The following is a 22,074-nucleotide window of genomic DNA, read 5'->3' as shown; positions in this document are numbered from 1 at the left end:
TTGCAAAATGGCAAAGATCAAAGGTCAAGTTAAGTGGTTCAACGAGTCTAAAGGTTTTGGTTTCATTACTCCTGCTGACGGCAGCAAAGACGTGTTCGTACACTTCTCTGCAATCCAGGGTAACGGCTTCAAAACTCTGGCTGAAGGCCAGAACGTTGAGTTCGAAATCCAGGACGGCCAGAAAGGCCCAGCAGCAGTTAACGTCACTGCTATCTAATTCCGTTGAATTAGACCTGGCGCGAATAACGCCAAATTTTGATGAAAGCCCCGCTCATGTAGCGGGGCTTTTTCATGTCTGAATCTTATGCACTACTTGTCCATATGTTTCTACAAGCCGTGATTAGTTATGTTTTGTAGCAAAGCAGTGCATCTTGTAGCACTGTTCCTGTCCGGTTAATTTCATCATTATGTTTAAATTTTCAATTGCTTAGTTGTTGTGAAGGATTGAAAGTGAGAAAAATTGCCCCTGGAGTCGTGGGTAACTTTATTCAGTGGCGTTTTGCTCTGCTTTGCAGTGCTATTCTTATGTGTCTGGTATTTTTATTAGGACGTGTAGCCTGGTTGCAAATCATCTCGCCAGAGAATCTTGTCAAGCAAGAGGACATGCGTTCGCTACGCGAAGAGACGATTACGGTTCCACGTGGCATGATTGAAGACCGTACGGGCCGACCATTGGCAGTCAGCGTACCGGTAAAAGCTATCTGGGCCGACCCCAAAACGGTGATGGAAAAAGGTGGTGTGCAAGTGAATAGCCGTTGGCAGGCACTTGCGACAACGCTCAATATGCCGCTCAATGAGATCGCCGCCCGTATTCGTCGTAACCCTTCCGACCGATTTATCTACCTTGCCCGTCAACTCGATCCACAAAAAGCCCAATATATTGAGAGTTTGAAACTACCGGGGATTTCGTTGCGCGATGAGTCACGCCGCTTTTACCCGGCAGGGCATGTCGCAGCAAATTTGCTCGGTTTTACCAATGTTGATGATCAGGGTATTGAGGGCATAGAAAAGAGTTTCAATCGACAATTGATGGGGAGGGGCGGGGAGCGATTAGTTCGCAAAGACCGACACGGTCACGTCATTGAAAATATCACTGAAAATCCGGCAAGCCCCGCGCATAACCTAATGTTAAGCATTGATGAGCGTCTGCAAACGGTGACTGAAGATGCGTTAAGCAACGCGGTTTCGTGGAATAAAGCCGAATCAGCCGCCGCAGTTATCCTTGATGTTAATACCGGTGAAGTTCTGGCTATGGCAAGTTGCCCGACTTTTAACCCGAATAACCGTGAGGGTGCCACGTTGAACGATTTCCGCAATCGGGCAATAAGTGACACCTTTGAACCCGGCTCAACGGTCAAACCCATGGTAGTGATGACCGCGCTGCAACAAGGTATTGTGCAACCCGACAGTGTGGTGGATACCCATCCCTATACCATTGACGGGCATCGGATTCGGGATGTGGGTTATTACCCTCAGCTAACGTTGACCGGGATCCTGCAAAAATCGAGCGATACCGGGGTATCACGTCTTTCGCTGGCAATGCCTATCCAAAAACTTTTGGATACCTACAAAGAGTTTGGCTTTGGTTCGCCGACGGGGCTGGGCCTGACAGGAGAAAGCCGCGGTTATTTACCACATCGTAAGTTCTGGGGAGAACTGGATCGTGCAACCTTCTCTTTTGGCTATGGTTTGATGGTCACGCCGCTGCAACTGGCCCATGTTTACGCAACCATTGGTAGTTACGGTATTTCCAGACCGCTGTCGATTACCCGTGTTGACCCACCGGTCGTTGGGAAACGCGTGATGTCTGAAGTCATTGCTCATCAGGTTGAACATATGATGGAAAGCGTGGCGTTGCCTGGCGGTGGTGGAGTAAAAGCGGCGGTGCACGGATATCGTGTCGCGGTAAAAACGGGCACGGCGAAGAAGATTGGTGATGACGGTAAGTACATCAATAAATACATTGCTTACACGGCCGGTGTTGCGCCAGCCAGTAATCCACGCTTTGCGCTGGTTGTGGTGATTAACGATCCAGAAAATGGGGCTTATTATGGCGGAGCAGTTTCAGCCCCGGTATTTAGTCAAATTATGAGCGATGTGTTACGACTGGAAAATATTGAGCCTGATGGTCTTCCGGACGGTGACCCAAATTTAATGGTGTTAAATAAGCCTGTCGCAGATAACTCCGCCGGTTAGTTGCTTTTCGAAACAGGGCGTTTAGCGTTACACTTGCGCCCTTTATGATTGCCTGGAGTTCCCATGTCCTATCTTTGTCCGCTTTGTCATGCGCCGCTTACCGCTGTTGGCAAGAGTTATCTTTGCCCACAAGGCCACCAATTCGATAAGGCAAAAGAAGGATACGTCAATTTGCTGCCAGTACAGCATAAGCGTTCTAAGGATCCTGGCGACAGCAGCGAGATGATGCAGGCACGCAGAAAGTTTCTCGATGCCGGGCATTACCAGCCTTTGCGTGATGCCATTTGCCAACAACTTGAACAAGCGTCACCCGTGACTTTACTCGACATTGGTTGTGGGGAAGGGTACTACACTGCCGGTTTTGCACAGGTAGTCGCAAAACAAAATGGCACGACCTGGGGGTTAGATGTCGCGAAAGTGGCGATTCGCTACGCGGCTAAACGTTACCCGCAGGTGCAATTCTGCGTTGCTTCAAGTCACCGTTTACCGTTTGACGATAATAGCCTTGATGCTGTTGTGCGTATTTTCGCGCCCTGCAAAGCGGAAGAACTGGCGCGGGTGGTAAAACCTGGCGGTATCGTCATTACGGCGACCCCTGGTCCCCGTCATTTAATGCAGTTGAAAGGACTAATTTACGACAATATTGTGTTGCACAGCTCTGAGTCTGAATCTTTGCCTGGTTTTATTGCAGAACAGACTCAGCAAATTAGCTGGCCGATGACATTAAAGGGTGATGAAGCGGTAGCATTGCTACAAATGACGCCGTTTGCCTGGCGCGCTCGCCCGGAAGTGTGGCAAGCCTTAACGGCTGAAACGGCATTTGAATGTGAGACTGACTTTGTGGTTCGCGTCTGGCGACGCGAAGCCCAGGTAGCTTGAATATTTAACTTAGCGCGCTGAAATGGCCGTAAAGGATCTGGCAACCAATCCCAATTAACACCACGCCGCCGAGAATTTCGGCGCGTTTACCCAGTAGCGGGCCAATAAAACGGCCCAGCATCATACCCATCGTAGACATGATCATGGTCGCGCAACCAATCGCCAGCGCAGTTTCAATAATGTTCACTTGCAGAAACGCCAGACCGACGCCCACCGCCATTGCATCAAGGCTGGTTGCTATAGCTGTCGTGACCAATAACCAAAATCCATGACGTTGTAGCTTAGGTGTCTCTTCATCATCGTTGCCGCGAATCCCTTCATAGATCATTCGGATACCGAGGAAAACGAGCAGGATAAAAGCAACCCAATGGTTCCATTCCAGCACAACTTTACTGGCTAACATCCCCAGACACCAGCCAATCAGTGGTGTGAGCGTTTCAATAACGCCAAAAATCAGGCCGGTACGTATGGCTTCGGAAAACTTAGGTTTATGGAGGGTGGCACCTTTCCCGATTGATGCAGCAAACGCATCCATCGACATGCCAAAAGCAAGAATAATTGTAGCGGAGAGATTCATACAAACGCCTCAGTTGGGAATATCCATATACACGTCGACCATCCCCAACTAAAACGATGGCTACGTGCCTATGGTCTCGCCTACTCAGTGTTTGAGTCGTACATGCCACGTTATTTTCTTGTTTAAAAAACCTGCTAAAACAAGTAACGAGTATGTTGACATGTACATTTTCGCAATGGCGAAAATCGGCTACTCCCCAACGACGGGCGCAACCTTAACATATTATTCAAAGATAAAACAATATTTGAAAACTATTATTCCAGACGCTTAAATGATAACGATTTTCATTTAACTTAATAGGTAACTTAAACGTTAAAATAATAGCACACTAATTGTGCGAAATAGCATCGGCTATATTTAAATAACTGTACAAAAAATATCAAAATATAGACTTTGCTATATTTATAACTTATTGATTATCAACCATTAGTTTATAAATTTTTTCCAGGTCATCGATATTTTTAACCCGAATCAGTAAACGGCGTTGCTCTAGTTGAATCACCAACACTCCGTCTTCAGATAAATTCATTTCTTTAATTCGTGAATATAAAATCCACACGTTTGCGAAGAAAAAACCTTCAGTTTTAAACAATAATTTAGGCTGACGGATCCACGAAATATAAATAGCGAGTAACGCGAGTGCAGATAATAACCAGGTTGTCAGTGGTGTGCCGTGAGTGGTGACGTTGTTATAGATGAGGATGGCAACCAGACCAACAAAGATGGTGCTGTCGATACGATTACGGCGCAGCAGGGTGATTTTGAGTAGGTTTTTGCCCTTGAGCTTATCCATGATGAACTCATCATAGATTGACCACGCGAGCAACAGCACAATGAAAACGAGTAAAACCACATCCGTCAACGTCATAACACTACCTTCATTCTAAACAATAAAAAAACCGGGGCAGGGGCCCCGGTTTGCATAACATGGTAATTACAGACCCAGCAAGCCGATAGAATAACCGGCAATACCGATAACGAAGAAGCCCATGATGATCCACAGCGCGTTGACTTTCTTACGCAGCAGCCACATACAAGCAAACGTTAGCAGCAATGGCACAAGGCCTGGCATCAACTGATCAAGAATGGTTTGAACCGTGGTCACTTTAACTGCGCCGGTCTGGTCGGTAATTTTCGACACAACCAGCGGTATGTTAACGTGCGTCCACTTGTTTACCAGTGCCCCCATGACAAACAGGCCGAGGATTGACGCCCCCTCAGTCAATTTCTGCAGGAAGCCGCCGCCCATATCCTTAACGATATCGATCCCTTTACGGTAGCCGTAAGCCACACCGTAGTAACGGGTTAGCAAACGGACTGCGTTGAACAGGATGAAGAACAGCAATGGGCCGAGCAGGCTGCCGCTCATGGCAATGCCGGCACCTAGCGCTGCAAATACTGGGCGTACAGTACCCCAGAAGATTGGGTCGCCCACGCCCGCCAGCGGCCCCATCAAACCAACTTTGATACCGTTAATGGCACCATCATCAATTTCTGCACCGTTCGCACGTTGTTCTTCCATCGCAAGGGTAACGCCCAGAACCGGAGCGGCTACATAGGGATGGGTGTTGAAGAATTCCAGGTGACGCTTAATCGCTTGTTTACGCGCATCGTTGTTCTCAGGATACAGGCGTTTAATCGCCGGAATCATTGAGAAACAGAAGCCCAGCGCCTGCATACGTTCGAAGTTCCATGACCCCTGGAAGAGGTTAGAACGCAGGAACACGCCACGAATATCGCCCGGAGTGAGTTTCTTCTCGGTAGTTACTGTTTTAGTGGTATCAACCATTTCGCTCACCTATTAATCTAATTCGTTATCGAGGTCGTTAGCACCGGCAGCAGGCGCTGTAGCACCGGCAGTACGGTTGTATTTCGGGCTCAGCTGGATGTACAGAATTGCCATCACAGCACCAATCACACCCAATGCAACCAGGTTGAAGTTGGTGAAAGCCGCAGTAACGAAGCCCAGATAGAAGAATGGCATCAGGTAGCCTGCGCGCATCATGTTGATGACCATCGCATAACCCACTACCACAATCATGCCGCCGGCGATGTTCAGACCGCTGGTTACCACCTCAGGAATGGCGTTCAGCATGTTCTGCACTTCGCTAGTCCCCACGGAAACCGCGACGATAACGGCAGGAATGGCGATACGCATTGCTTGCAAGAACAGGGAGGAAACGTGAATCCAGGAGAGTGCCGATAGGTTGCCATTTTCGGCGGCCTTATCTGCTGCGTGCTGGAAGCCCACGGTAATAGTACGAACGATAATGGTCAGCACCTGGCCTGCTGCTGCCAGTGGGATGGCCAGAGCGATACCAGAACCGATGCCCTGATGTCCGGCGATAACCAGAATGGTCGAGATAATTGACGCCAGAGCCGCATCGGGAGCAACCGCCGCACCGATGTTCATCCAACCCAACGCGATCATTTCAAGTGTACCACCGATAATAATACCGGTTTTCATGTCACCGAGGACCAGACCAATTAAGGTACAGGCGACCAGCGGACGGTGGAACTGAAATTCATCGAGCACCGACTCCATACCGGCAATACAGGCTACGACAAACACCAGCACAATCTGAAGAGTGGTAATCTCCATTGTACTTCTCCTTAAACGAGTGACTTATGTGTGAAAACTGAGCAAAACGTAGAATCAAACTAATTACATCAGTAATTAGTTTTTCACCTTCGCGATCAGATCCATCATTTTCAATTTTTGATCGGTAGAAACCTTACGCGCTTCCAGTTCAATGCCACGCGCGTTCAGTTTCTTAAAGGCTTCAATATCCGTTTCATCGACAGAAATCGCGTTGTTCACCTGAGTTTTACCCTGGCGGAACGCCATACCACCGATGTTGACTGACTTAATATTCACCCCACCTTCCACGACGCGTTCAACATCAGTTGGGTTAGTGAACAGCAGCATCACACGGTCGCCTGCATATTTCGGGTTATTCCACACGCGGATCATTTTTGCCACATCAACCACGTGTGCTGTTACGCCTGGAGGCGCAACTTGCGTCAACAGAGTTTTGCGCACGGTATCGGCGGCAACTTCATCGCTGACAACAATAATGCGCGTCACGTTAGTTTCTTTAGTCCAGCGAGTCGCCACCTGGCCATGAATCAAACGGTCATCAATACGTGCCAGACCAATGTTCATGTAGTCATTTGGACCCATTGGCTTCAGCGGTGCCGCAGGTTTTGGTGCAGCAACGGGCGCCACAGGTGTTGCAGTTTCAACAGGTTTTGCTTTCAGGGCTTTAACCCCTTCGCGACCTGTTTCTACTGCCAAAGCCACTAATTCATCAAATGAAGGGTTATCATCACGTGCCATCAAGGTTTCGACCAGCATCGGAATATTGACCCCGGCGACGACCTCGTAATGCTCTTTATCGACGACAATACGGCTAGCCGCATTGAAAGGGCTACCGCCCCAGGTATCGACGAGAAACAGCACACCTTTGTCGGTTTTCAGGTTTGCCAATTGAGCGTTATATTTTTCGATCAAAGTTTCGGCGTTTTCACCGGGAACGAAATCTATCCAGCCAACATTTTCTTGTTCGCCTAATAGCATTTCAGCGGTTTTCAGCAATTGTTCTGCTGCCCAGCCATGCGTGCCTATGACAATAGCAATAGTCACTTGCTACCTCCTGTGTTGGACATAACCACACCCTTAAAATGGGTGTTTTGTAGATTATCCGTTTCATTGAGCGAATCGATTCAGATAACGGTATGAGTAAAGATGTGTAACTGAAGACGGATTTATTTTAGTCAGTGAAAAAAATATTTTATGTGATGAAGATCCGTAATTTAGCTTTGCTTCACACATATTGTTTCGCGGAGCAAATTATGCGCTTGGTCAATGACAGTAAAATTGCAAAATCAGGTAAATCTTTGCAAAAGGGTAATTTGCTCTGATATTGTTTGCATCCCGTTTAATAACTAAGGAGTAAAGGGCAGTAGCCCACCGTATGGACCGTCACCGACGTCTTTTCATTTTCAGGTCTGAATCCTCAGCCTTTCATAATGGCGTAACACGCCCCGTTAATACCTTAATTCAACTTTCTGCGTCCGTATTTTGCGGGTTGCCGCGCAGTGATTCCCAAAGCTGGAGCTTGTCATGGAACTCTTAATGGATCCCCAAATATGGGTGGGTTTACTGACACTTATTGTTCTGGAAATCGTACTGGGTATTGATAACCTGGTCTTTATTGCGATTCTTGCGGATAAACTTCCACCAAAACAACGGGATAAAGCGAGGCTTATCGGTTTATCTCTGGCATTGGTGATGCGACTAGGCTTGTTGTCATTGATCTCATGGATGGTGACACTGACCCAACCCCTGTTTAGCGTCGCAGATTTGACGTTCTCCGGGCGCGATCTCATCATGCTATTCGGGGGCTTATTCTTGCTGTTTAAAGCCACGACCGAACTGCATGAACGGCTGGAAAACCGCCAGCATGATGATGGGCATGGGAAAGGCTACGCTAGTTTCTGGGTCGTAGTACTGCAGATTGTTGTATTGGACGCGGTGTTCTCGCTAGATGCGGTCATTACCGCCGTAGGGATGGTGAATCACCTGCCTGTCATGATGGCGGCGGTTGTGATTGCGATGGGTGTGATGCTGATGGCGTCAAAACCGTTAACGAATTTTGTTAACCAGCATCCAACGGTCGTGGTGCTGTGCCTGAGCTTCTTGTTGATGATCGGCCTGAGTCTGGTTGCAGAAGGCTTCGGTTTCCATATTCCTAAGGGCTACCTGTACGCAGCGATTGGCTTCTCGATAATCATCGAGTTCTTTAACCAGATTGCGCGTCGCAACTTTATTCGCCATCAGTCAAATGTACCGCTACGTGCTCGTACAGCTGATGCGATTTTGCGCTTAATGAATGGCAAGCGCCAGGCGCGCTCACAGAATGAAGACAACAAAACCATCACCCCGATTGAAACGGAATCCTTCGCTGAAGAAGAACGTTACATGATAAACGGGGTACTGACGCTGGCTTCACGTTCATTGCGTAGCATTATGACGCCTCGTGGTGAAATCTCCTGGGTTGATGCCGATAAATCGACGGCTGAAATACGTGAACAACTGCTGGAATCTCCACACAGTCTGTTCCCGATATGCCGCGGTGAGCTTGATGAAATCATCGGGATCGTGCGGGCTAAAGAGCTGCTGGTGGCGCTGGAAAATGGTGGCGATGTTGCGGCTATTGCGGCCCAATATCCGGCGATTGTCGTTCCGGAAACGCTGGACCCTATCAACTTGCTGGGTGTACTGCGTCGTGCTCGCGGTAGCTTCGTTATCGTCAACAACGAGTTCGGGGTCGTTCAAGGTCTGGTGACGCCATTAGATGTCCTGGAAGCCATTGCGGGTGAATTCCCGGATGCTGACGAAACACCAGAAATTGTGCGCGACGGTGACGGTTGGTTGGTGAAAGGTTCCACTGACCTGCATGCGATTCAGCAGCATCTGGATATCAATACTCTGGTTAACGACAGCGAAGATATCGCCTCGATTGCCGGATTGGTTATCTCGGTGAATGGCCAAATCCCGAAAGCGGGTGATGTCATTGAAGTTGCTCCGCTTCGCATCCAGATTGTCGAAGCGAACGATTACCGTGTGGACCTGGTCCGTGTGGTGAAAGAACGCTCCGAACATGAAGATGAAGAAGAGTAATCAGCGCAGCGGAACGACCGAAATAGGATGACCTCTATGGCGCGGGGGGCGTGTGCTCCCCCTTAACCAGCGAGGGAATTCGCTCAGTGGCATTGGTCGCGCATACAAATAACCTTGCAAGACATTCACGCCGTGGCTGCGCAGATACTCTGCCTGCTGCGGCGTTTCAACGCCTTCGGCCACCAGAGAGATTCCCAGCCTCTGCGCCAGTGCGATAATAATATCGGTCACCGTCGAGTTCACCGCATCAGTCCCGATAGCCGCAGTAAACGACTTATCAATTTTCAGTACATTCGGATTCAGTGTTTCCAGATAGGCCAGGGAACTCTGCCCCGTACCGAAATCATCTATCGCCAAACCCACGCCCATACGATGCAAATCACGCACCACACGATAGTCAACATCTGGCAACGCATCTCGTTCCGTTAACTCCAGAGTCAATTTTTGCAGCGGGTGTGCAGGGAACCAGGAACGGCGCAAATCGGCAATAATCTCAGCTTCATGGAAATGGCTGGCCGCCACGTTTAGCCCGATGTGGAAATGACGTGATTTGGGAAAAATATCAAGGTGGCGAACGGTTTCATCCAGCACATAGCGGGTCAACGGGGCAATCAGGTTTTGCTGCTCAGCGAGGGGAATAAATACATCGGGGGAGATCCAGCCCTGGCGTGGATTATTCCAGCGCAATAGTAGTTCCACACCGACACACTGCAGATTACGAGCGCTCACTAGTGGCTGGCAGAAGACCTCGAATTCATGAGAGGCCATACCAACATTAATTTCCCATGAAAAACTCATGCGATTGGCGGTTGCAAGCCAGGCGATATAACCAATCAGCATACTGAGAATCAGTGCCAGTGGAAGTTGAGTTGGCAAATTGCTTAATGCCAATGCCCCAGGTGAGGGGCCAATGGTGGTGATGGAAAACGCAAAGTGTTCGGAAGCCATTTCATGGATGACTTGCCCATCTTCAACAACAATTCGCTGCAAAAGTCCTGCACCATATTCGAGGTGCGAATCTGCGACATTAAGTACAGCACGCGATACCCATGGGCGTTCAGGCTCAAGGATTAATCCGGTCAGCAATTCAATATTAATGATCTGCATGACGCCTTCGTGACTGCTGTTGGATGACGGTGTCCAGGACAACAGAATTGGCGTGCCTTTCAGTAATGAACGGTCAATTGAGAGAAACAGCAGTGGAAGAGATGAAGGTAATTTGGGTTGTAGCAAATTAATCGGGACGTGGCGGCTGCCAAAAATACTTGAGCAATAAAGAATATCATCCTTAATCAGCCCGATTGAACGCACTGTTTGCAGGCGTGCTGCGTGTTCGCGCATTTTGAGTTGCGCGGCCTCACAAGACATTCCCACTAAAGCAATAAGCTCTTTGTTGCCTTGTTCAAGGGGGAGCAGAATACTCTCTAGCGTGCTGATAATACGTTGATTAAACGCCTGCAAATGCTGTTCATTCACTTTGCGCTCAGCAACATAGCGTGCGCTCAGAGTCAACACGAGTGCCAGAACAGCTAAGCCGATACAGACAATTAAACGCCTGCGACGGTAGCCTCGTAATATACGTTGAGCTGTCTGCATCCGTGATCACCTTGTGTAGAACCGCGACCGAAATCGGCACACAGAACATTCAAAGTGTAGTGGGGGATTTGTAGAGCGCTGGAAAAATAACCTTTTTTTTGCGTTTCGTTGTTCAGGAGCCGCGTCGTTGAGCAGACGCAGCACCTTTTAATGGTTAAACAAGCAGTTGGCTTCTCAAGTTCAGGTGAATGACCCGCACTAGCCTGGCCCTCATCACTGAGGGCCGGAAGGGATTAATCACACTGGACTTTAATTGCCAGGCCACCGCGAGAGGTTTCGCGGTATTTCGCATTCATGTCTTTGCCCGTTTCATACATTGTTTCAATCACTTTATCGAGAGAAACACGAGGTTCACTGGTACGGCGCATTGCCATGCGGGTGGCGTTGATCGCTTTCACAGAAGCAATCGCATTACGTTCAATACACGGCACTTGAACCTGGCCCGCAACCGGGTCGCAGGTCAAACCGAGGTTGTGTTCCATGCCAATTTCCGCAGCAACACAAACTTGTTCTGGGCTGGCCCCGAGAATTTCAGCAAGGCCGGCTGCCGCCATTGAACAGGCCACACCGACTTCACCCTGGCAACCCACTTCAGCACCAGAAATTGACGCGTTCATCTTATACAACGCACCAATCGCACCGGATGCGAGGAAATAACGGATGTAGGTGTCAGGGCTGACTGATTCGATAAAGTGATCATAGTACGCCAGCACTGCAGGGACGATACCGCAGGCACCGTTGGTCGGAGCGGTAACCACACGTCCGCCCGCGGCGTTTTCTTCGTTCACCGCCAGCGCAAACATGTTCACCCAATCAATCACGTTCATTGGGTCATTGGAGAGTTTATCGCTGGATACCAGCATACGGCGCAATGCGGAAGCACGACGCGGTACACGCAATGGGCCAGGCAGCACACCTTCAGTATTGACGCCACGGTCGATACAAGCGCGCATGGTTTGCCAGATGTTGGCAAAATACTCTTCAATTTCTTTACGGCTGTGCAAAGCCAGCTCATTCTGCATGATCACGCCAGACAGGGACATGCCGGTCTGTTTACAGTGATTCAGCATTTCTTCCGCGGAATTGAACGAGTAGGGCACGACAACTTCATCTGCTGCCTCTTTGCCGAAATGCTCTTCATCAACGATAAAACCACCGCCGATGGAATAATACGTTTTGCTGTAGATCTTTTGATCGCCGCTGAACGCATGGATAGTCATGCCGTTCTCATGTAACGACAGGTTGTCGTTACGGAAACACATGCCGGTATCTTTCGGGAAATCAACTTCGTGGCGACCCTGGGCAAGCCACAGACGTTCACGCGTTTCTACATCGCGAATAAACGCAGGAATGGAGTCAATATCAACAGTGGCAGGTTCGTTACCTGCAAGACCCATGATGATAGCGATATCAGTATGGTGCCCTTTACCAGTCAGCGACAGGGAACCGTAAACATCGACGGCGATGCGCGTCGTGCTTTCCAGTAATCCATTTTCGAGCAGCGAGTCGACAAACAACTTACCGGCCTTCATCGGACCGACGGTATGGGAACTGGATGGCCCAATGCCGACTTTGAACATGTCGAATATGCTAATCACACTAAACTCCTTTCAGGACACCGGCTAAATAAAATTTGCTGCTGCAAAACCGCAGCTAGCTAGTTTAAAAATTTATTGGTCACTGTAGTAAACTATTCACATGAATTAAACTAATGGTTAACCATAACTTGACTAATCCGGTCCGCAGAATGCGCTTCCAGGGAGTAATCAGTCACATCAACCACTCTTTTTATTTCCCCTTGCATCTATAGGGGAATAAAACTACAGCAAGACACTCTGCTAAATATAGCCGTATTTGCAGAATTAAAGAGTGATCACGGTTCCACACCTATCTGTAAAGCTAACTCACGGATAATTCCGGCAGTCATACCCCAGACAAAGTAGTGTTGATACCAGGAAAGCCAAACGCGATGGGCGTTACCACGACGGTGAATATCCAGCGGATGATAGCGACCCAGGGTGAGCGCTTCCATTAATGGCATCTCAAAAACCGCTGCAACTTCATCTTCACAGGCCTGGTAAGGTAAATCGGGAGGGATGATGCCGACAACTGGCGTAACCTGAAACCCGGTGACGCTATCGACCGGCGGCAAAGTGCCGATCACTTCAACATGCTCTGGCGAAATGGCAACTTCTTCCCATGCCTCGCGCAGTGCCGCGGCAATCAATGACTCATCAGTGTCGTCCACCGCACCGCCTGGAAAGGCAACTTGCCCGGCATGTTTACGCAGCATGGTCGAACGTTGGGTCAACAGCAGCCCAGGCTGTGGGCGGCGTACAATAGGAATCAGCACCGCAGCCTGGCGATGATTACTCGTCGTGCGCGTTACGGGCGGTTGCAACAGCTGAAAACGCGATAAAAAATCGTTCATACTCAGGGACGAACCAGACATCTCATCACTTCTCTAGTTGTGGAAGAATACGATTAACTTTATCAAAAGTTTCCTGATATTCCGCAGATTCAACACTATCAGCCACAATTCCACCTCCCGCCGAACAGTAAAGTTTGCCTCCTTCGGCGGTCAGAGTCCTGATGGTAATACTGGTGTCCATATTTCCGCAGAAGCTTAAATAGCCGATACTTCCACACCAGGCATTACGCCGCTGCGGCTCGAGTTCTTCAATCACTTCCATAGCGCGAACTTTTGGTGCACCGGTAATCGACCCACCAGGGAAACAGGCGCGTAGTAAATCTGTTGCCTTAAGATGCGAAGGCAATTGTGCGGTTATGGTACTCACCAGGTGATGTACTGCCGGGAAGGGCTCAACAACAAATAACTCAGGGACTTTTACACTGCCCGGTACCGCAACACGGCCAATGTCATTACGTAGCAAATCAACAATCATCAGGTTTTCTGCGCGATCCTTTGGTGAATTCGCCAGTTTTTCAGCCTGCTGCGCATCGGCCAGAGGATCTTCAAGGCGCGGTAAAGTGCCTTTAATCGGGCGCGTTTGTATGTTGTGATTTTCCAGCAGAATAAACCGCTCAGGCGACAGGCTTAAAATCACGCTGTCAGGAAGCCGAATAAACGCACTGAACGGAGCCCGATTCGCCGCGTTCAGGCGTTCGAATGCTTGCCATTCATCGCCTTCGTAACTGGCGTTAAAGCGCTGCGCGAGGTTCACCTGGTAGCAATCGCCGCTTTTGAGATATTCCTGTACCTGACGGAATTTAAGTCCATACTGCTCGCGGGTCATACTGGACTGCCACGCGCTCGTCAGGCGGAACGGTTGGCGAGGGCTGTACGCGGTCAGCGTTTCAATAAACTGTTGGCGAGCATCAATATCCCCCCAACACAGCAGAGTCAGGCACTGATTTTGATGGTCAGCAATTAACGCCCAATCGTAAATGCCTATCGCCATATCGGGTGTAGTAAGATCGCGTTGTGCCCGCTCGGGTAATTTTTCGAAGTGGCGACCGAGGTCATAACCGAACAACCCCAACGCACCGCCTAAAAAGGGGAGTTCCGGGTGTATCTCTGGCTGATAACCAAAACTATCCAGAGTTTCCTGTAGTAGATGCAGAGGATCGCCGTGATGCGTTGAACTGATACCGTCCACGCAAATTGTTGTTTCAGGACCACGCGTCACTAATGTTGCCCGAGGTTCTGCGACCAGAATATCAAAGCGATTATGAGGATGGTCAGCGAAGCCGGAATGCAGAAGCATGGCCCATGGCTGCTGTGCAGTCGCTTTGAAAGTGTGTTGAACAGCATCGGCATGCCACGGCAAAGTTCGAAAAGTGAGAGTCTGCAACGTTATAAACCACAACTAAAAAAAGAGAGTGATCATCCTGCTATACCAGTGAACCCGCTGGAAACCCTGTTAGCAGCGTGAAATAATTAACCCAGGCAATGTATCAGGAGTCGAAAATGTTTTCAGGATTACCCGCATTATCCCATGAGCAACAGCAGAAAGCTGTAGAACGTATTCAGGAACTGATGTCCCAGGGCATGAGCAGTGGTGAAGCGATTACACTGGTCGCCGCAGAAATTCGTGCCAATCATACTGGCGAGATGGTCGCGGTCCGTTTTGAAGATGATGACGTCGGTAACGCTGAGAGCGACGAAGAAAACACGGATGAAAACGATGAAGAAGAAAGATATGTCGACCATTACGAAGAAAACGACGACGATAAGTAAAGCGGGCTACAGCCCGCTTAGTGTCACACTGCCGCGATAATCTTAATTTCTACTTTGTAGCGCGGGTTCATCAATTTTGCCTGCACGGTACAACGCACCGGCGCATGACCCGCAACAACCCATTCATCCCAGGCTTTATTCATCGCGGCAAAGTCGGCACTTTCCGGCAGGAAAATGGTGGCATCGAGGATCTTACTCTTATCGCTGCCTTGTTCTTCAAGCACAGTATCAATTTGCGCAAGCGTGTTGGCGGTCTGCTGGTAAGCATCCGCATCAAGGTTTTCTGGCACACCGGTGTAATACAACGTGTTGTTATGAATGACCGCATCCGACCAACGCGCTTCCGGTTTTATACGCACAATACTCATCACTGTTTCCTTTTCAGCTTGTTCATACTGTGGCACAGCCTGCCACAATCTACAGAAGGCTTCCACTGGCTTAACACCGCTCAGGCTGACATAATCACTGTCAATAAACCCAGGGGGTAATGTGACAGACGATTTTGCAGCAGACGGCCAACTCGCTACGGCGATAACGGGTTTTAAACCGCGTGAACCACAACGCCAGATGGCGCAAGCCGTGGCTAAGGCTATCGCTTCCGGGCATGAGCTGGTGGTGGAGGCGGGTACCGGTACGGGTAAAACCTACGCTTATCTGGTTCCGGCTCTGCGTTCAGGCAAAAAAGTCATTATCTCTACGGGATCAAAAGCCTTACAGGATCAGCTCTTCTCACGCGATTTACCAACAGTGGCGCGGGCGCTGGATTTCAAAGGGCGGCTGGCGCTGTTAAAAGGGCGTTCGAACTATTTATGCCTTGAACGTTTAGAACAGCAAGCGCTGGCGGGCGGCGATCTGCAAGTCCAGACGCTAAGTGACATCGTCAAATTACGGGGGTGGGCGATTGAAACGGTGGACGGGGATATCAGCACTTGCGCGAGTGTTGCCGAGGACTCTGCCGTCTGGCCGATGGTGACCAGCACCAACGATAACTGCCTGGGGCAAGATTGCCCGCTTTACAAAGATTGTTTTGTGGTGAAAGCGCGTAAAAAAGCCATGGATTCAGACGTTGTGGTGGTTAACCATCACCTCTTTTTGGCCGATATGGTGGTCAAAGAGGGCGGTTTTGGCGAGCTGATTCCGGAAGCAGAAGTGATGATTTTCGATGAAGCCCACCAAATCCCCGACATCGCCAGCCAGTATTTTGGGCAATCGGTCTCCAGCCGCCAGTTACTCGACATAGCCAAAGATATCTCCATCGCTTATCGCACTGAAGTGCGTGACGCCCAGCAATTACAAAAAAGTTCGGACCGTCTGGCGCAAAGCACGCAAGATTTTCGCCTGCAAATGGGTGACCCAGGTTACCGCGGCAATTTGCGAGAATTACTGGCCGAACCGTCGGTACAACGTGCGTTATTGTTGCTCGATGATGCGCTTGAGCTGTGTTACGACGTATCCAAACTTTCCCTTGGGCGCTCTGCATTGTTGGACGCGGCTTTCGAACGCATCGTGATTTTACGTGGGCGAATCAAACGCCTCAAAGAGGTCGATACCCCGGGTTACAGCTACTGGTATGAATGTAACGCGCGCAACTTCACGCTGGCGCTAACACCGCTTTCCGTCGCCGATAAATTCCAGGAAGTGATCAGCCAAAAAGCAGGTACCTGGATTTTTACTTCGGCAACGCTTTCAGTAAACGACCAGCTTAGCCATTTTACCGAACGACTGGGTATCGCCAATGCGCAAACCTTGTTATTAGCCAGCCCGTTTGACTATGCCAGCCAGGCGTTGTTGTGTGTGCCGCGTGGTTTACCAACGCCTAACCAACCGGCAGCAGGCAAACATCTGGCAAAAATGCTCAAGCCGCTTATCGAAGCTAACAATGGTCGTTGCTTCATGTTGTGTACCTCCCATTCGATGATGCGCGATTTAGCCGAGCAATTCCGCGCCACTATGACATTACCGGTGTTGTTGCAGGGTGAAACCAGCAAAGGCCAGTTGTTGCAGCAGTTCGTTGACGCAGGTAACGCATTGTTGGTCGCGACCAGTAGTTTTTGGGAAGGTGTGGATGTGCGTGGTGATGCGCTGTCACTGGTGATTATCGACAAACTGCCGTTTACCTCGCCGGATGACCCTTTGCTGAAAGCACGCATGGAAGATTGCCGCCTGCGTGGGGGCGACCCGTTCGAAGATGTGCAACTCCCCGACGCCGTTATTACCTTAAAACAAGGCGTTGGACGCTTAATCCGTGATGTTGATGACCGTGGTGTGCTGGTGATTTGTGATAATCGCCTGGTGATGCGCCCTTATGGTGCTGTATTCCTCAACAGCCTGCCGCCCACACCGCGCACACGGGATATTAATCGGGCAGTTGAATTCCTTAACCACCGCTCGGCGCAGTAATTTGTGCCAGGCTATGGTATGATGCGTGCCGATTTTTGACCTTATTTTCCTGCCAGAGGTTGGCAATACCATGCGAATTTTAGCCATCGATACCGCGACAGAAGCATGTTCGGTTGCCCTGTATAATGAAGGGGCGACCCTTGCCCATTTCGAGCTCTGCCCACGCGAACACACCCAACGTATCCTGCCGCTGGTGCGAGACATCCTCAATGAAGGGGGTGTTGGTCTGACCGCATTGAATGCGCTTGCTTATGGCCGTGGCCCAGGTAGTTTTACCGGCGTGCGTATCGGTATTGGTATTGCGCAAGGGCTGGCGCTGGGGGCTGAATTGCCGATGATTGGCATTTCGACTCTGGCCACCATGGCGCAGGGTGCCTGGCGTATGACCGGAGCGACCCGTGTATTGGCAGCTATCGACGCGCGCATGGGTGAAGTGTATTGGGCTGAATACCAGCGTGATGAACTGGGTGTCTGGCACGGTGAAGAAACTGAAGCTGTGTTAAAACCAGAAGCGGTTGCTGAACGGTTGAAGCATCTTCAGGGCGAATGGGCGACAGTAGGCACGGGCTGGCAAGCCTGGCCAGATATGGCGCAAGGCAGTGAACTGCAGATCCGTGATGGTGAAGTCACACTTCCTGCAGCAGAAGATATGTTGCCTTTGGCAATTCAGGCATTAAATGATGGTTGTACGGTGGCGGTAGAACATGCCGAGCCGGTTTATCTGCGTAATGAAGTGACATGGAAGAAGCTTCCAGGCAGAGAATAATTCCCAACGTTTTTGGGAAGCCGAAACTGCGTCAAGGAGAAAGGTTATGGCTGGTTTGAATCTCAGAATTGTTAGCCGATTACTGGCAGTTGCTGCCGTAGTTATGCTGAGTGGTTGTGTCACCATCCCTGATGCGATTAAGGGCACCAGTGCCACGCCGCAACAAGATTTAGCGCGAGTGATGAATGCACCGCAACTCTACGTTGGGCAAGAAGCGCGTTTCGGTGGGCGAGTGGTGAACATCGATAACAAACAAGGCAGAACACGTCTGGAAATTGCCACCGTCAGCCTCGACGACGGAGCGCGCCCGCAATTGGGTGAGCCTTCCAGAGGGCGTATTTACGCTGACGTGAATGGTTTCCTCGACCCGGTCGATTTCCGTGGCCAGTTGGTCACCGTTGTGGGTCCCATCACTGGTGTAGTGGAAGGCAAAGTGGGCGAAACCGCTTACAAGTTTATGGTGATGCAGGTCAATGGCTATAAACGCTGGCGTGTTACACAACAAGTGGTCATGCCGCCACAGCCAATCGACCCGTGGTTCTGGGGCGGGCCGTACCCTTATCGTGGGCGTTACGGCTACGGCGGGATGTGGGGCGGCGGATGGTATAATCCAGGTCCGGCACAGGTTCAGACTATCGTAACTGAGTAACTCACTGTTTTAACAAGTTAAATAGGCAGCGGCATGTCCGCTGTCTATTTTTTTCTACAATCGATAAAAAATAATTAGTGATGTGCTTCGCAACCTTAAATCAGTCTAATTAATAAACTGGTACGCTGAGTTAATATTATGTTAACAGCGTGTTTATATATTGGGGTTGTGATGACGACGAATAATAAATTCAGAGGTGGATCCTTGAAGAAGGTTTGGCTTAACCGCTACCCAGCCGATGTTGCGGCTGAGATAAATCCTGACCGTTATCAGTCCCTGGTTGATATGTTTGAGCAAGCAACGGCACGCTATGCGGATCAGCCTGCGTTCGTGAATATGGGCGAAGTGATGACGTTCCGTAAGCTGGAAGAGCGAAGCCGTGCTTTTGCTGCGTATTTACAACAAGGTCTTGGCCTGCAAAAGGGCGACCGCGTTGCGTTAATGATGCCAAACCTGTTGCAGTATCCCGTCGCGTTGTTCGGTATTTTGCGTGCGGGCATGGTGGTGGTGAACGTCAACCCGTTGTACACCCCACGTGAGCTTGAACATCAGCTTAATGACAGCGGTGCCAGCGCCATTGTGATTGTTTCGAACTTTGCGCATACGCTAGAAAAAGTTGTCGATAAAACTCAGGTAAAACACGTTATTTTGACCCGCATGGGTGACCAGCTTTCTGCGGCAAAAGGGACGTTAGTCAACTTTGTGGTTAAGTACATCAAACGCCTGGTGCCGAAGTATCATCTTCCCGATGCCATTTCTTTCCGCAGTGCCCTGCAACACGGCTATCGTCTCCAGTATATTAAACCTGAAATTCTGAATGCCGACCTCGCGTTCTTGCAATATACCGGTGGCACGACAGGCGTTGCCAAAGGGGCGATGCTGACGCACCGCAATATGTTGGCGAATCTGGAACAAGTCAGAGCGGCTTACAGCCCATTGTTATTCGAACGCAAAGAGCTGGTGGTGACGGCCCTGCCGCTTTATCACATCTTTGCGCTCACCATGAACTGCCTGCTGTTTATTGAGCTTGGTGGGCAGAACTTGCTGATCACTAACCCGCGTGATATTCCGGGGCTGGTGAAAGAGTTGGCGAAATATCCATTTACCGCCATGACCGGTGTTAACACATTGTTCAATGCGCTGCTCAATAATAAAGAATTCCAGCAACTCGACTTTTCTAGTCTGCATCTTTCGGCTGGCGGCGGGATGCCAGTACAACACGCGGTGGCTGAACGCTGGGAGAAACTGACCGGCCGCTTCCTGCTTGAAGGTTATGGTTTGACGGAATGTGCGCCGCTGGTCAGTGCTAATCCGCATGACATGGATTACCACAGTGGCAGTATCGGTTTACCGGTGCCTTCCACCGAAGTGAAACTGATTGATGACGAAGGCGAAGAAGTACCTCCGGGCGAGCCCGGCGAGCTGTGTGTGAAAGGCCCGCAGGTGATGTTGGGTTACTGGCAGCGCCCGGATGCAACAGATGAGATTATGCATGACGGTTGGCTACGTACCGGTGATATTGCTGTGATGGACGAGGAGGGCTTTATGCGTATCGTCGATCGCAAGAAAGATATGATTCTGGTCTCCGGCTTTAATGTGTATCCAAACGAAATTGAAGACGTGGTTATGCAACATAGCGGCGTACTTGAAGTCGCGGCGGTTGGCGTTCCAAGTGGCGCTTCCGGTGAAGCGGTAAAAATCTTCGTAGTGAAAAAAGATCCAGCTTTAACTGAAGAGGCATTGGTTGTTTTTTGTCGCCGGCACCTCACAGGTTATAAAGTGCCTAAGCTTGTTGAGTTCCGTGAAGAACTACCAAAATCAAACGTTGGCAAAATATTACGACGAGAACTACGTGACGAATCGGTCAGTAAAGGCAACAATAACGCCTGAGCTCCGAGTCCGTCGCCCTAACGCCGGTAAACCGGCGTTTTTTATGGGCGCAAACCTAAGAGAACTGAATTTGACTTACCAAATGATTGTTACCGATGAAGCCCTTGCCACAGTGTGTGAGGCCGCTCGTCACTTTCCAGCGATAGCGCTGGATACCGAATTTGTTCGTACCCGTACTTACTACCCGCAACTGGGTTTGATCCAGCTATTCGACGGTGAAACAGCTTCGCTTATCGACCCGTTAACCATCACTAACTGGTCACCGTTTAAAGCGCTACTGCAAAATAAAGCAGTGATTAAATTCCTGCACGCGGGTAGCGAAGACCTGGAAGTATTCCTCAATGCGTATAGCATGCTGCCCGATCCGTTTATTGATACGCAGATCCTGGCAGCGTTTAGTGGACGCCCACTCTCGTGTGGTTTTGCCACCATCGTTGAGTCCTTCACGGGGATCGCCCTGGATAAAAGTGAATCACGTACCGACTGGCTTGCTCGCCCGCTGACCGAGCGTCAGTGTGACTATGCCGCCGCAGATGTCCTTTATTTGCTGCCCATTGCGCATAAATTGATGGAAGAGACACAAGCTGCAGGCTGGATGGAAGCGGCACTCGATGAGTGTAACTTGATGGCAGCGCGTCGTCAGGATGTACTGGACCCGGAAGAAGCCTGGCGCGAAATCGGTAACGCATGGCAATTGAGAACACGTCAATTGGCTTGTCTGAAGAAACTGGCCTCGTGGCGACTGCGCAAAGCGCGTGAGCGCGACATGGCTGTCAATTTTGTGGTGCGTGAAGAACATCTGTGGCAGGTCGCGCGTTACATGCCTGGTTCGTTGGGGGAACTGGAACATCTTGGCCTGAGCGGGAGTGAAATCCGTTTCCACGGCAAAGCACTGTTAGAGATGGTCGTTGAAGCTCAGGCACTATCTGATGATGAATTGCCAGAACCGTTAAGCAATCTGGTTGATATGCCGGGCTATCGCCGCGTATTTAAAGCGATTAAAGCGTTGGTACAGCAAGTGAGCGAGGATTGTGGTTTAAGCGTTGAATTGCTGGCTTCACGTCGACAAATTAACCAACTGTTGAACTGGCACTGGAAATTAAAATCACCATCAACACAACCGGAATTAATTAGTGGTTGGCGTGGGCGAGTGATGGGTGAAGCATTAAAAACGCTGTTGGCTGATTTTTAATATTTGTTGATAGTTACTGGGAATAATTACAGGGATGTGTTG

General features: G+C 49.8%; 19 protein-coding genes, 1 pseudogene and 1 riboswitch. Of the genes and pseudogenes, 10 read left to right on the top strand and 10 right to left on the bottom strand.

Going from position 1 to position 22,074, the window contains the following annotated elements:
• Positions 1-7 precede the first annotated feature (7 nt).
• The 3 genes from cspE (at position 8) to rlmA (ending at position 3,075) form a co-directional block, all read left to right on the top strand.
• Entirely contained in the window at positions 8-217 is a 210-nt protein-coding gene (gene cspE / locus D8682_RS04540) for a transcription antiterminator/RNA stability regulator CspE (protein WP_001062678.1), read from the top strand.
• A 233-nt stretch (positions 218-450) separates the two neighbouring features.
• Positions 451-2,196 carry a peptidoglycan glycosyltransferase FtsI gene (gene ftsI / locus D8682_RS04535; RefSeq protein ID WP_121813633.1) on the top strand — a complete coding sequence of 582 codons (1,746 nt, stop codon included), beginning with the start codon at positions 451-453 and terminating at the stop codon, positions 2,194-2,196.
• Positions 2,197-2,259: 63 nt separating this feature from the next.
• A complete protein-coding gene (gene rlmA / locus D8682_RS04530; protein WP_121813632.1) occupies positions 2,260-3,075 on the top strand; it encodes a 23S rRNA (guanine(745)-N(1))-methyltransferase in 816 nt (271 codons plus the stop codon).
• A 4-nt stretch (positions 3,076-3,079) separates the two neighbouring features.
• Here rlmA and mntP read toward each other — a convergent pair whose 3' ends face one another.
• The 5 genes from mntP to manX all read right to left on the bottom strand — a co-directional run bounded on the left by mntP (position 3,080) and on the right by manX (position 7,298).
• The gene (gene mntP / locus D8682_RS04525; protein WP_064546082.1) at positions 3,080-3,652 is read right to left on the bottom strand and encodes a manganese efflux pump MntP; all 573 of its coding nucleotides are present in this window, start codon (positions 3,650-3,652) and stop codon (positions 3,080-3,082) included.
• Between the two features lie 46 nt (positions 3,653-3,698).
• Positions 3,699-3,862, bottom strand: a riboswitch (yybP-ykoY riboswitch).
• Positions 3,863-4,061: 199 nt separating this feature from the next.
• Positions 4,062-4,520 (bottom strand): DUF986 family protein, encoded by a 459-nt coding sequence (locus tag D8682_RS04515; RefSeq protein WP_121813631.1) that lies wholly within the window; start codon positions 4,518-4,520, stop codon positions 4,062-4,064.
• A 66-nt stretch (positions 4,521-4,586) separates the two neighbouring features.
• A complete protein-coding gene (locus tag D8682_RS04510) occupies positions 4,587-5,441 on the bottom strand; it encodes a PTS mannose transporter subunit IID (protein WP_064546086.1) in 855 nt (284 codons plus the stop codon).
• Positions 5,442-5,453: 12 nt separating this feature from the next.
• The gene (locus D8682_RS04505; protein WP_121813630.1) at positions 5,454-6,254 is read right to left on the bottom strand and encodes a PTS mannose/fructose/sorbose transporter subunit IIC; all 801 of its coding nucleotides are present in this window, start codon (positions 6,252-6,254) and stop codon (positions 5,454-5,456) included.
• Positions 6,255-6,329: 75 nt separating this feature from the next.
• Positions 6,330-7,298 (bottom strand): PTS mannose transporter subunit IIAB, encoded by a 969-nt coding sequence (gene manX / locus D8682_RS04500; RefSeq protein WP_121813629.1) that lies wholly within the window; start codon positions 7,296-7,298, stop codon positions 6,330-6,332.
• 480 nt (positions 7,299-7,778) lie between these two features.
• Between manX and yoaE the strand changes: the two genes are divergently transcribed.
• Positions 7,779-9,338, top strand: a complete 1,560-nt coding sequence (gene yoaE, locus D8682_RS04495) for a CNNM family cation transport protein YoaE (protein ID WP_121813628.1) — start codon at positions 7,779-7,781, stop codon at positions 9,336-9,338.
• Here yoaE and D8682_RS04490 read toward each other — a convergent pair whose 3' ends face one another.
• From D8682_RS04490 to pabB, 4 genes are all read right to left on the bottom strand, one after another.
• Positions 9,339-10,934, bottom strand: a complete 1,596-nt coding sequence (locus tag D8682_RS04490; protein ID WP_064546094.1) for an EAL domain-containing protein — start codon at positions 10,932-10,934, stop codon at positions 9,339-9,341.
• A 233-nt stretch (positions 10,935-11,167) separates the two neighbouring features.
• Positions 11,168-12,532, bottom strand: a complete 1,365-nt coding sequence (gene sdaA, locus D8682_RS04485) for an L-serine ammonia-lyase (RefSeq protein ID WP_064546096.1) — start codon at positions 12,530-12,532, stop codon at positions 11,168-11,170.
• Between the two features lie 275 nt (positions 12,533-12,807).
• The gene (locus tag D8682_RS04480; RefSeq protein WP_064546098.1) at positions 12,808-13,386 is read right to left on the bottom strand and encodes a CoA pyrophosphatase; all 579 of its coding nucleotides are present in this window, start codon (positions 13,384-13,386) and stop codon (positions 12,808-12,810) included.
• 4 nt (positions 13,387-13,390) lie between these two features.
• Entirely contained in the window at positions 13,391-14,749 is a 1,359-nt protein-coding gene (pabB, locus tag D8682_RS04475; RefSeq protein ID WP_121813627.1) for an aminodeoxychorismate synthase component 1, read from the bottom strand.
• Positions 14,750-14,865: 116 nt separating this feature from the next.
• Between pabB and D8682_RS27070 the strand changes: the two are divergent.
• Positions 14,866-15,039, top strand: a pseudogene (locus D8682_RS27070) (YoaH family protein); the annotation flags it as partial.
• A gap of 119 nt (positions 15,040-15,158) precedes the next feature.
• Here D8682_RS27070 and D8682_RS04465 read toward each other — a convergent pair.
• Positions 15,159-15,503 carry a RidA family protein gene (locus D8682_RS04465; protein WP_121813626.1) on the bottom strand — a complete coding sequence of 115 codons (345 nt, stop codon included), beginning with the start codon at positions 15,501-15,503 and terminating at the stop codon, positions 15,159-15,161.
• A 121-nt stretch (positions 15,504-15,624) separates the two neighbouring features.
• Here D8682_RS04465 and D8682_RS04460 point away from each other — a divergent pair, with 121 nt between their 5' ends.
• The 5 genes from D8682_RS04460 to rnd all read left to right on the top strand — a co-directional run bounded on the left by D8682_RS04460 (position 15,625) and on the right by rnd (position 22,032).
• Positions 15,625-17,535 (top strand): ATP-dependent DNA helicase, encoded by a 1,911-nt coding sequence (locus tag D8682_RS04460; protein ID WP_121813625.1) that lies wholly within the window; start codon positions 15,625-15,627, stop codon positions 17,533-17,535.
• Between the two features lie 70 nt (positions 17,536-17,605).
• Positions 17,606-18,301, top strand: coding sequence for a tRNA (adenosine(37)-N6)-threonylcarbamoyltransferase complex dimerization subunit type 1 TsaB (gene tsaB / locus D8682_RS04455; protein ID WP_121815635.1), 696 nt, complete (start codon positions 17,606-17,608; stop codon positions 18,299-18,301).
• A 46-nt stretch (positions 18,302-18,347) separates the two neighbouring features.
• Positions 18,348-18,950: a Slp family lipoprotein gene (locus D8682_RS04450; RefSeq protein ID WP_064546109.1), complete on the top strand. Its 603-nt coding sequence runs from the start codon at positions 18,348-18,350 to the stop codon at positions 18,948-18,950.
• A 204-nt stretch (positions 18,951-19,154) separates the two neighbouring features.
• Positions 19,155-20,840: a long-chain-fatty-acid--CoA ligase FadD gene (gene fadD, locus D8682_RS04445; protein WP_162302980.1), complete on the top strand. Its 1,686-nt coding sequence runs from the start codon at positions 19,155-19,157 to the stop codon at positions 20,838-20,840.
• 82 nt (positions 20,841-20,922) lie between these two features.
• Positions 20,923-22,032 (top strand): ribonuclease D, encoded by a 1,110-nt coding sequence (gene rnd, locus D8682_RS04440; protein ID WP_162303064.1) that lies wholly within the window; start codon positions 20,923-20,925, stop codon positions 22,030-22,032.
• The last annotated feature ends 42 nt before the right edge of the window (positions 22,033-22,074 follow it).

Source organism: Buttiauxella sp. 3AFRM03, assembly GCF_003675305.1.
Classification (GTDB): Bacteria; Pseudomonadota; Gammaproteobacteria; order Enterobacterales; family Enterobacteriaceae; genus Buttiauxella; species Buttiauxella ferragutiae.
The sequence above is the reverse complement of the archived record's forward strand: the minus strand, read 5'-3'. Positions and strand labels throughout refer to the sequence as shown.

Bases quoted from the DNA above. Each gene is read 5' to 3' on its own strand.
- cspE (WP_001062678.1), top strand. From the start codon at position 8: ATGGCAAAGATCAAAGGTCAAGTTAAGTGGTTCAACGAGTCTAAAGGT.
- rlmA (WP_121813632.1), top strand. From the start codon at position 2,260: ATGTCCTATCTTTGTCCGCTTTGTCATGCGCCGCTTACCGCTGTTGGC.
- mntP (WP_064546082.1), bottom strand. From the start codon at position 3,652: ATGAATCTCTCCGCTACAATTATTCTTGCTTTTGGCATGTCGATGGAT.
- D8682_RS04515 (WP_121813631.1), bottom strand. From the start codon at position 4,520: ATGACGTTGACGGATGTGGTTTTACTCGTTTTCATTGTGCTGTTGCTC.
- D8682_RS04510 (WP_064546086.1), bottom strand. From the start codon at position 5,441: ATGGTTGATACCACTAAAACAGTAACTACCGAGAAGAAACTCACTCCG.
- D8682_RS04505 (WP_121813630.1), bottom strand. From the start codon at position 6,254: ATGGAGATTACCACTCTTCAGATTGTGCTGGTGTTTGTCGTAGCCTGT.
- yoaE (WP_121813628.1), top strand. From the start codon at position 7,779: ATGGAACTCTTAATGGATCCCCAAATATGGGTGGGTTTACTGACACTT.
- D8682_RS04490 (WP_064546094.1), bottom strand. From the start codon at position 10,934: ATGCAGACAGCTCAACGTATATTACGAGGCTACCGTCGCAGGCGTTTA.
- D8682_RS04480 (WP_064546098.1), bottom strand. From the start codon at position 13,386: ATGTCTGGTTCGTCCCTGAGTATGAACGATTTTTTATCGCGTTTTCAG.
- D8682_RS04465 (WP_121813626.1), bottom strand. From the start codon at position 15,503: ATGAGTATTGTGCGTATAAAACCGGAAGCGCGTTGGTCGGATGCGGTC.
- tsaB (WP_121815635.1), top strand. From the start codon at position 17,606: ATGCGAATTTTAGCCATCGATACCGCGACAGAAGCATGTTCGGTTGCC.
- D8682_RS04450 (WP_064546109.1), top strand. From the start codon at position 18,348: ATGGCTGGTTTGAATCTCAGAATTGTTAGCCGATTACTGGCAGTTGCT.
- rnd (WP_162303064.1), top strand. From the start codon at position 20,923: ATGATTGTTACCGATGAAGCCCTTGCCACAGTGTGTGAGGCCGCTCGT.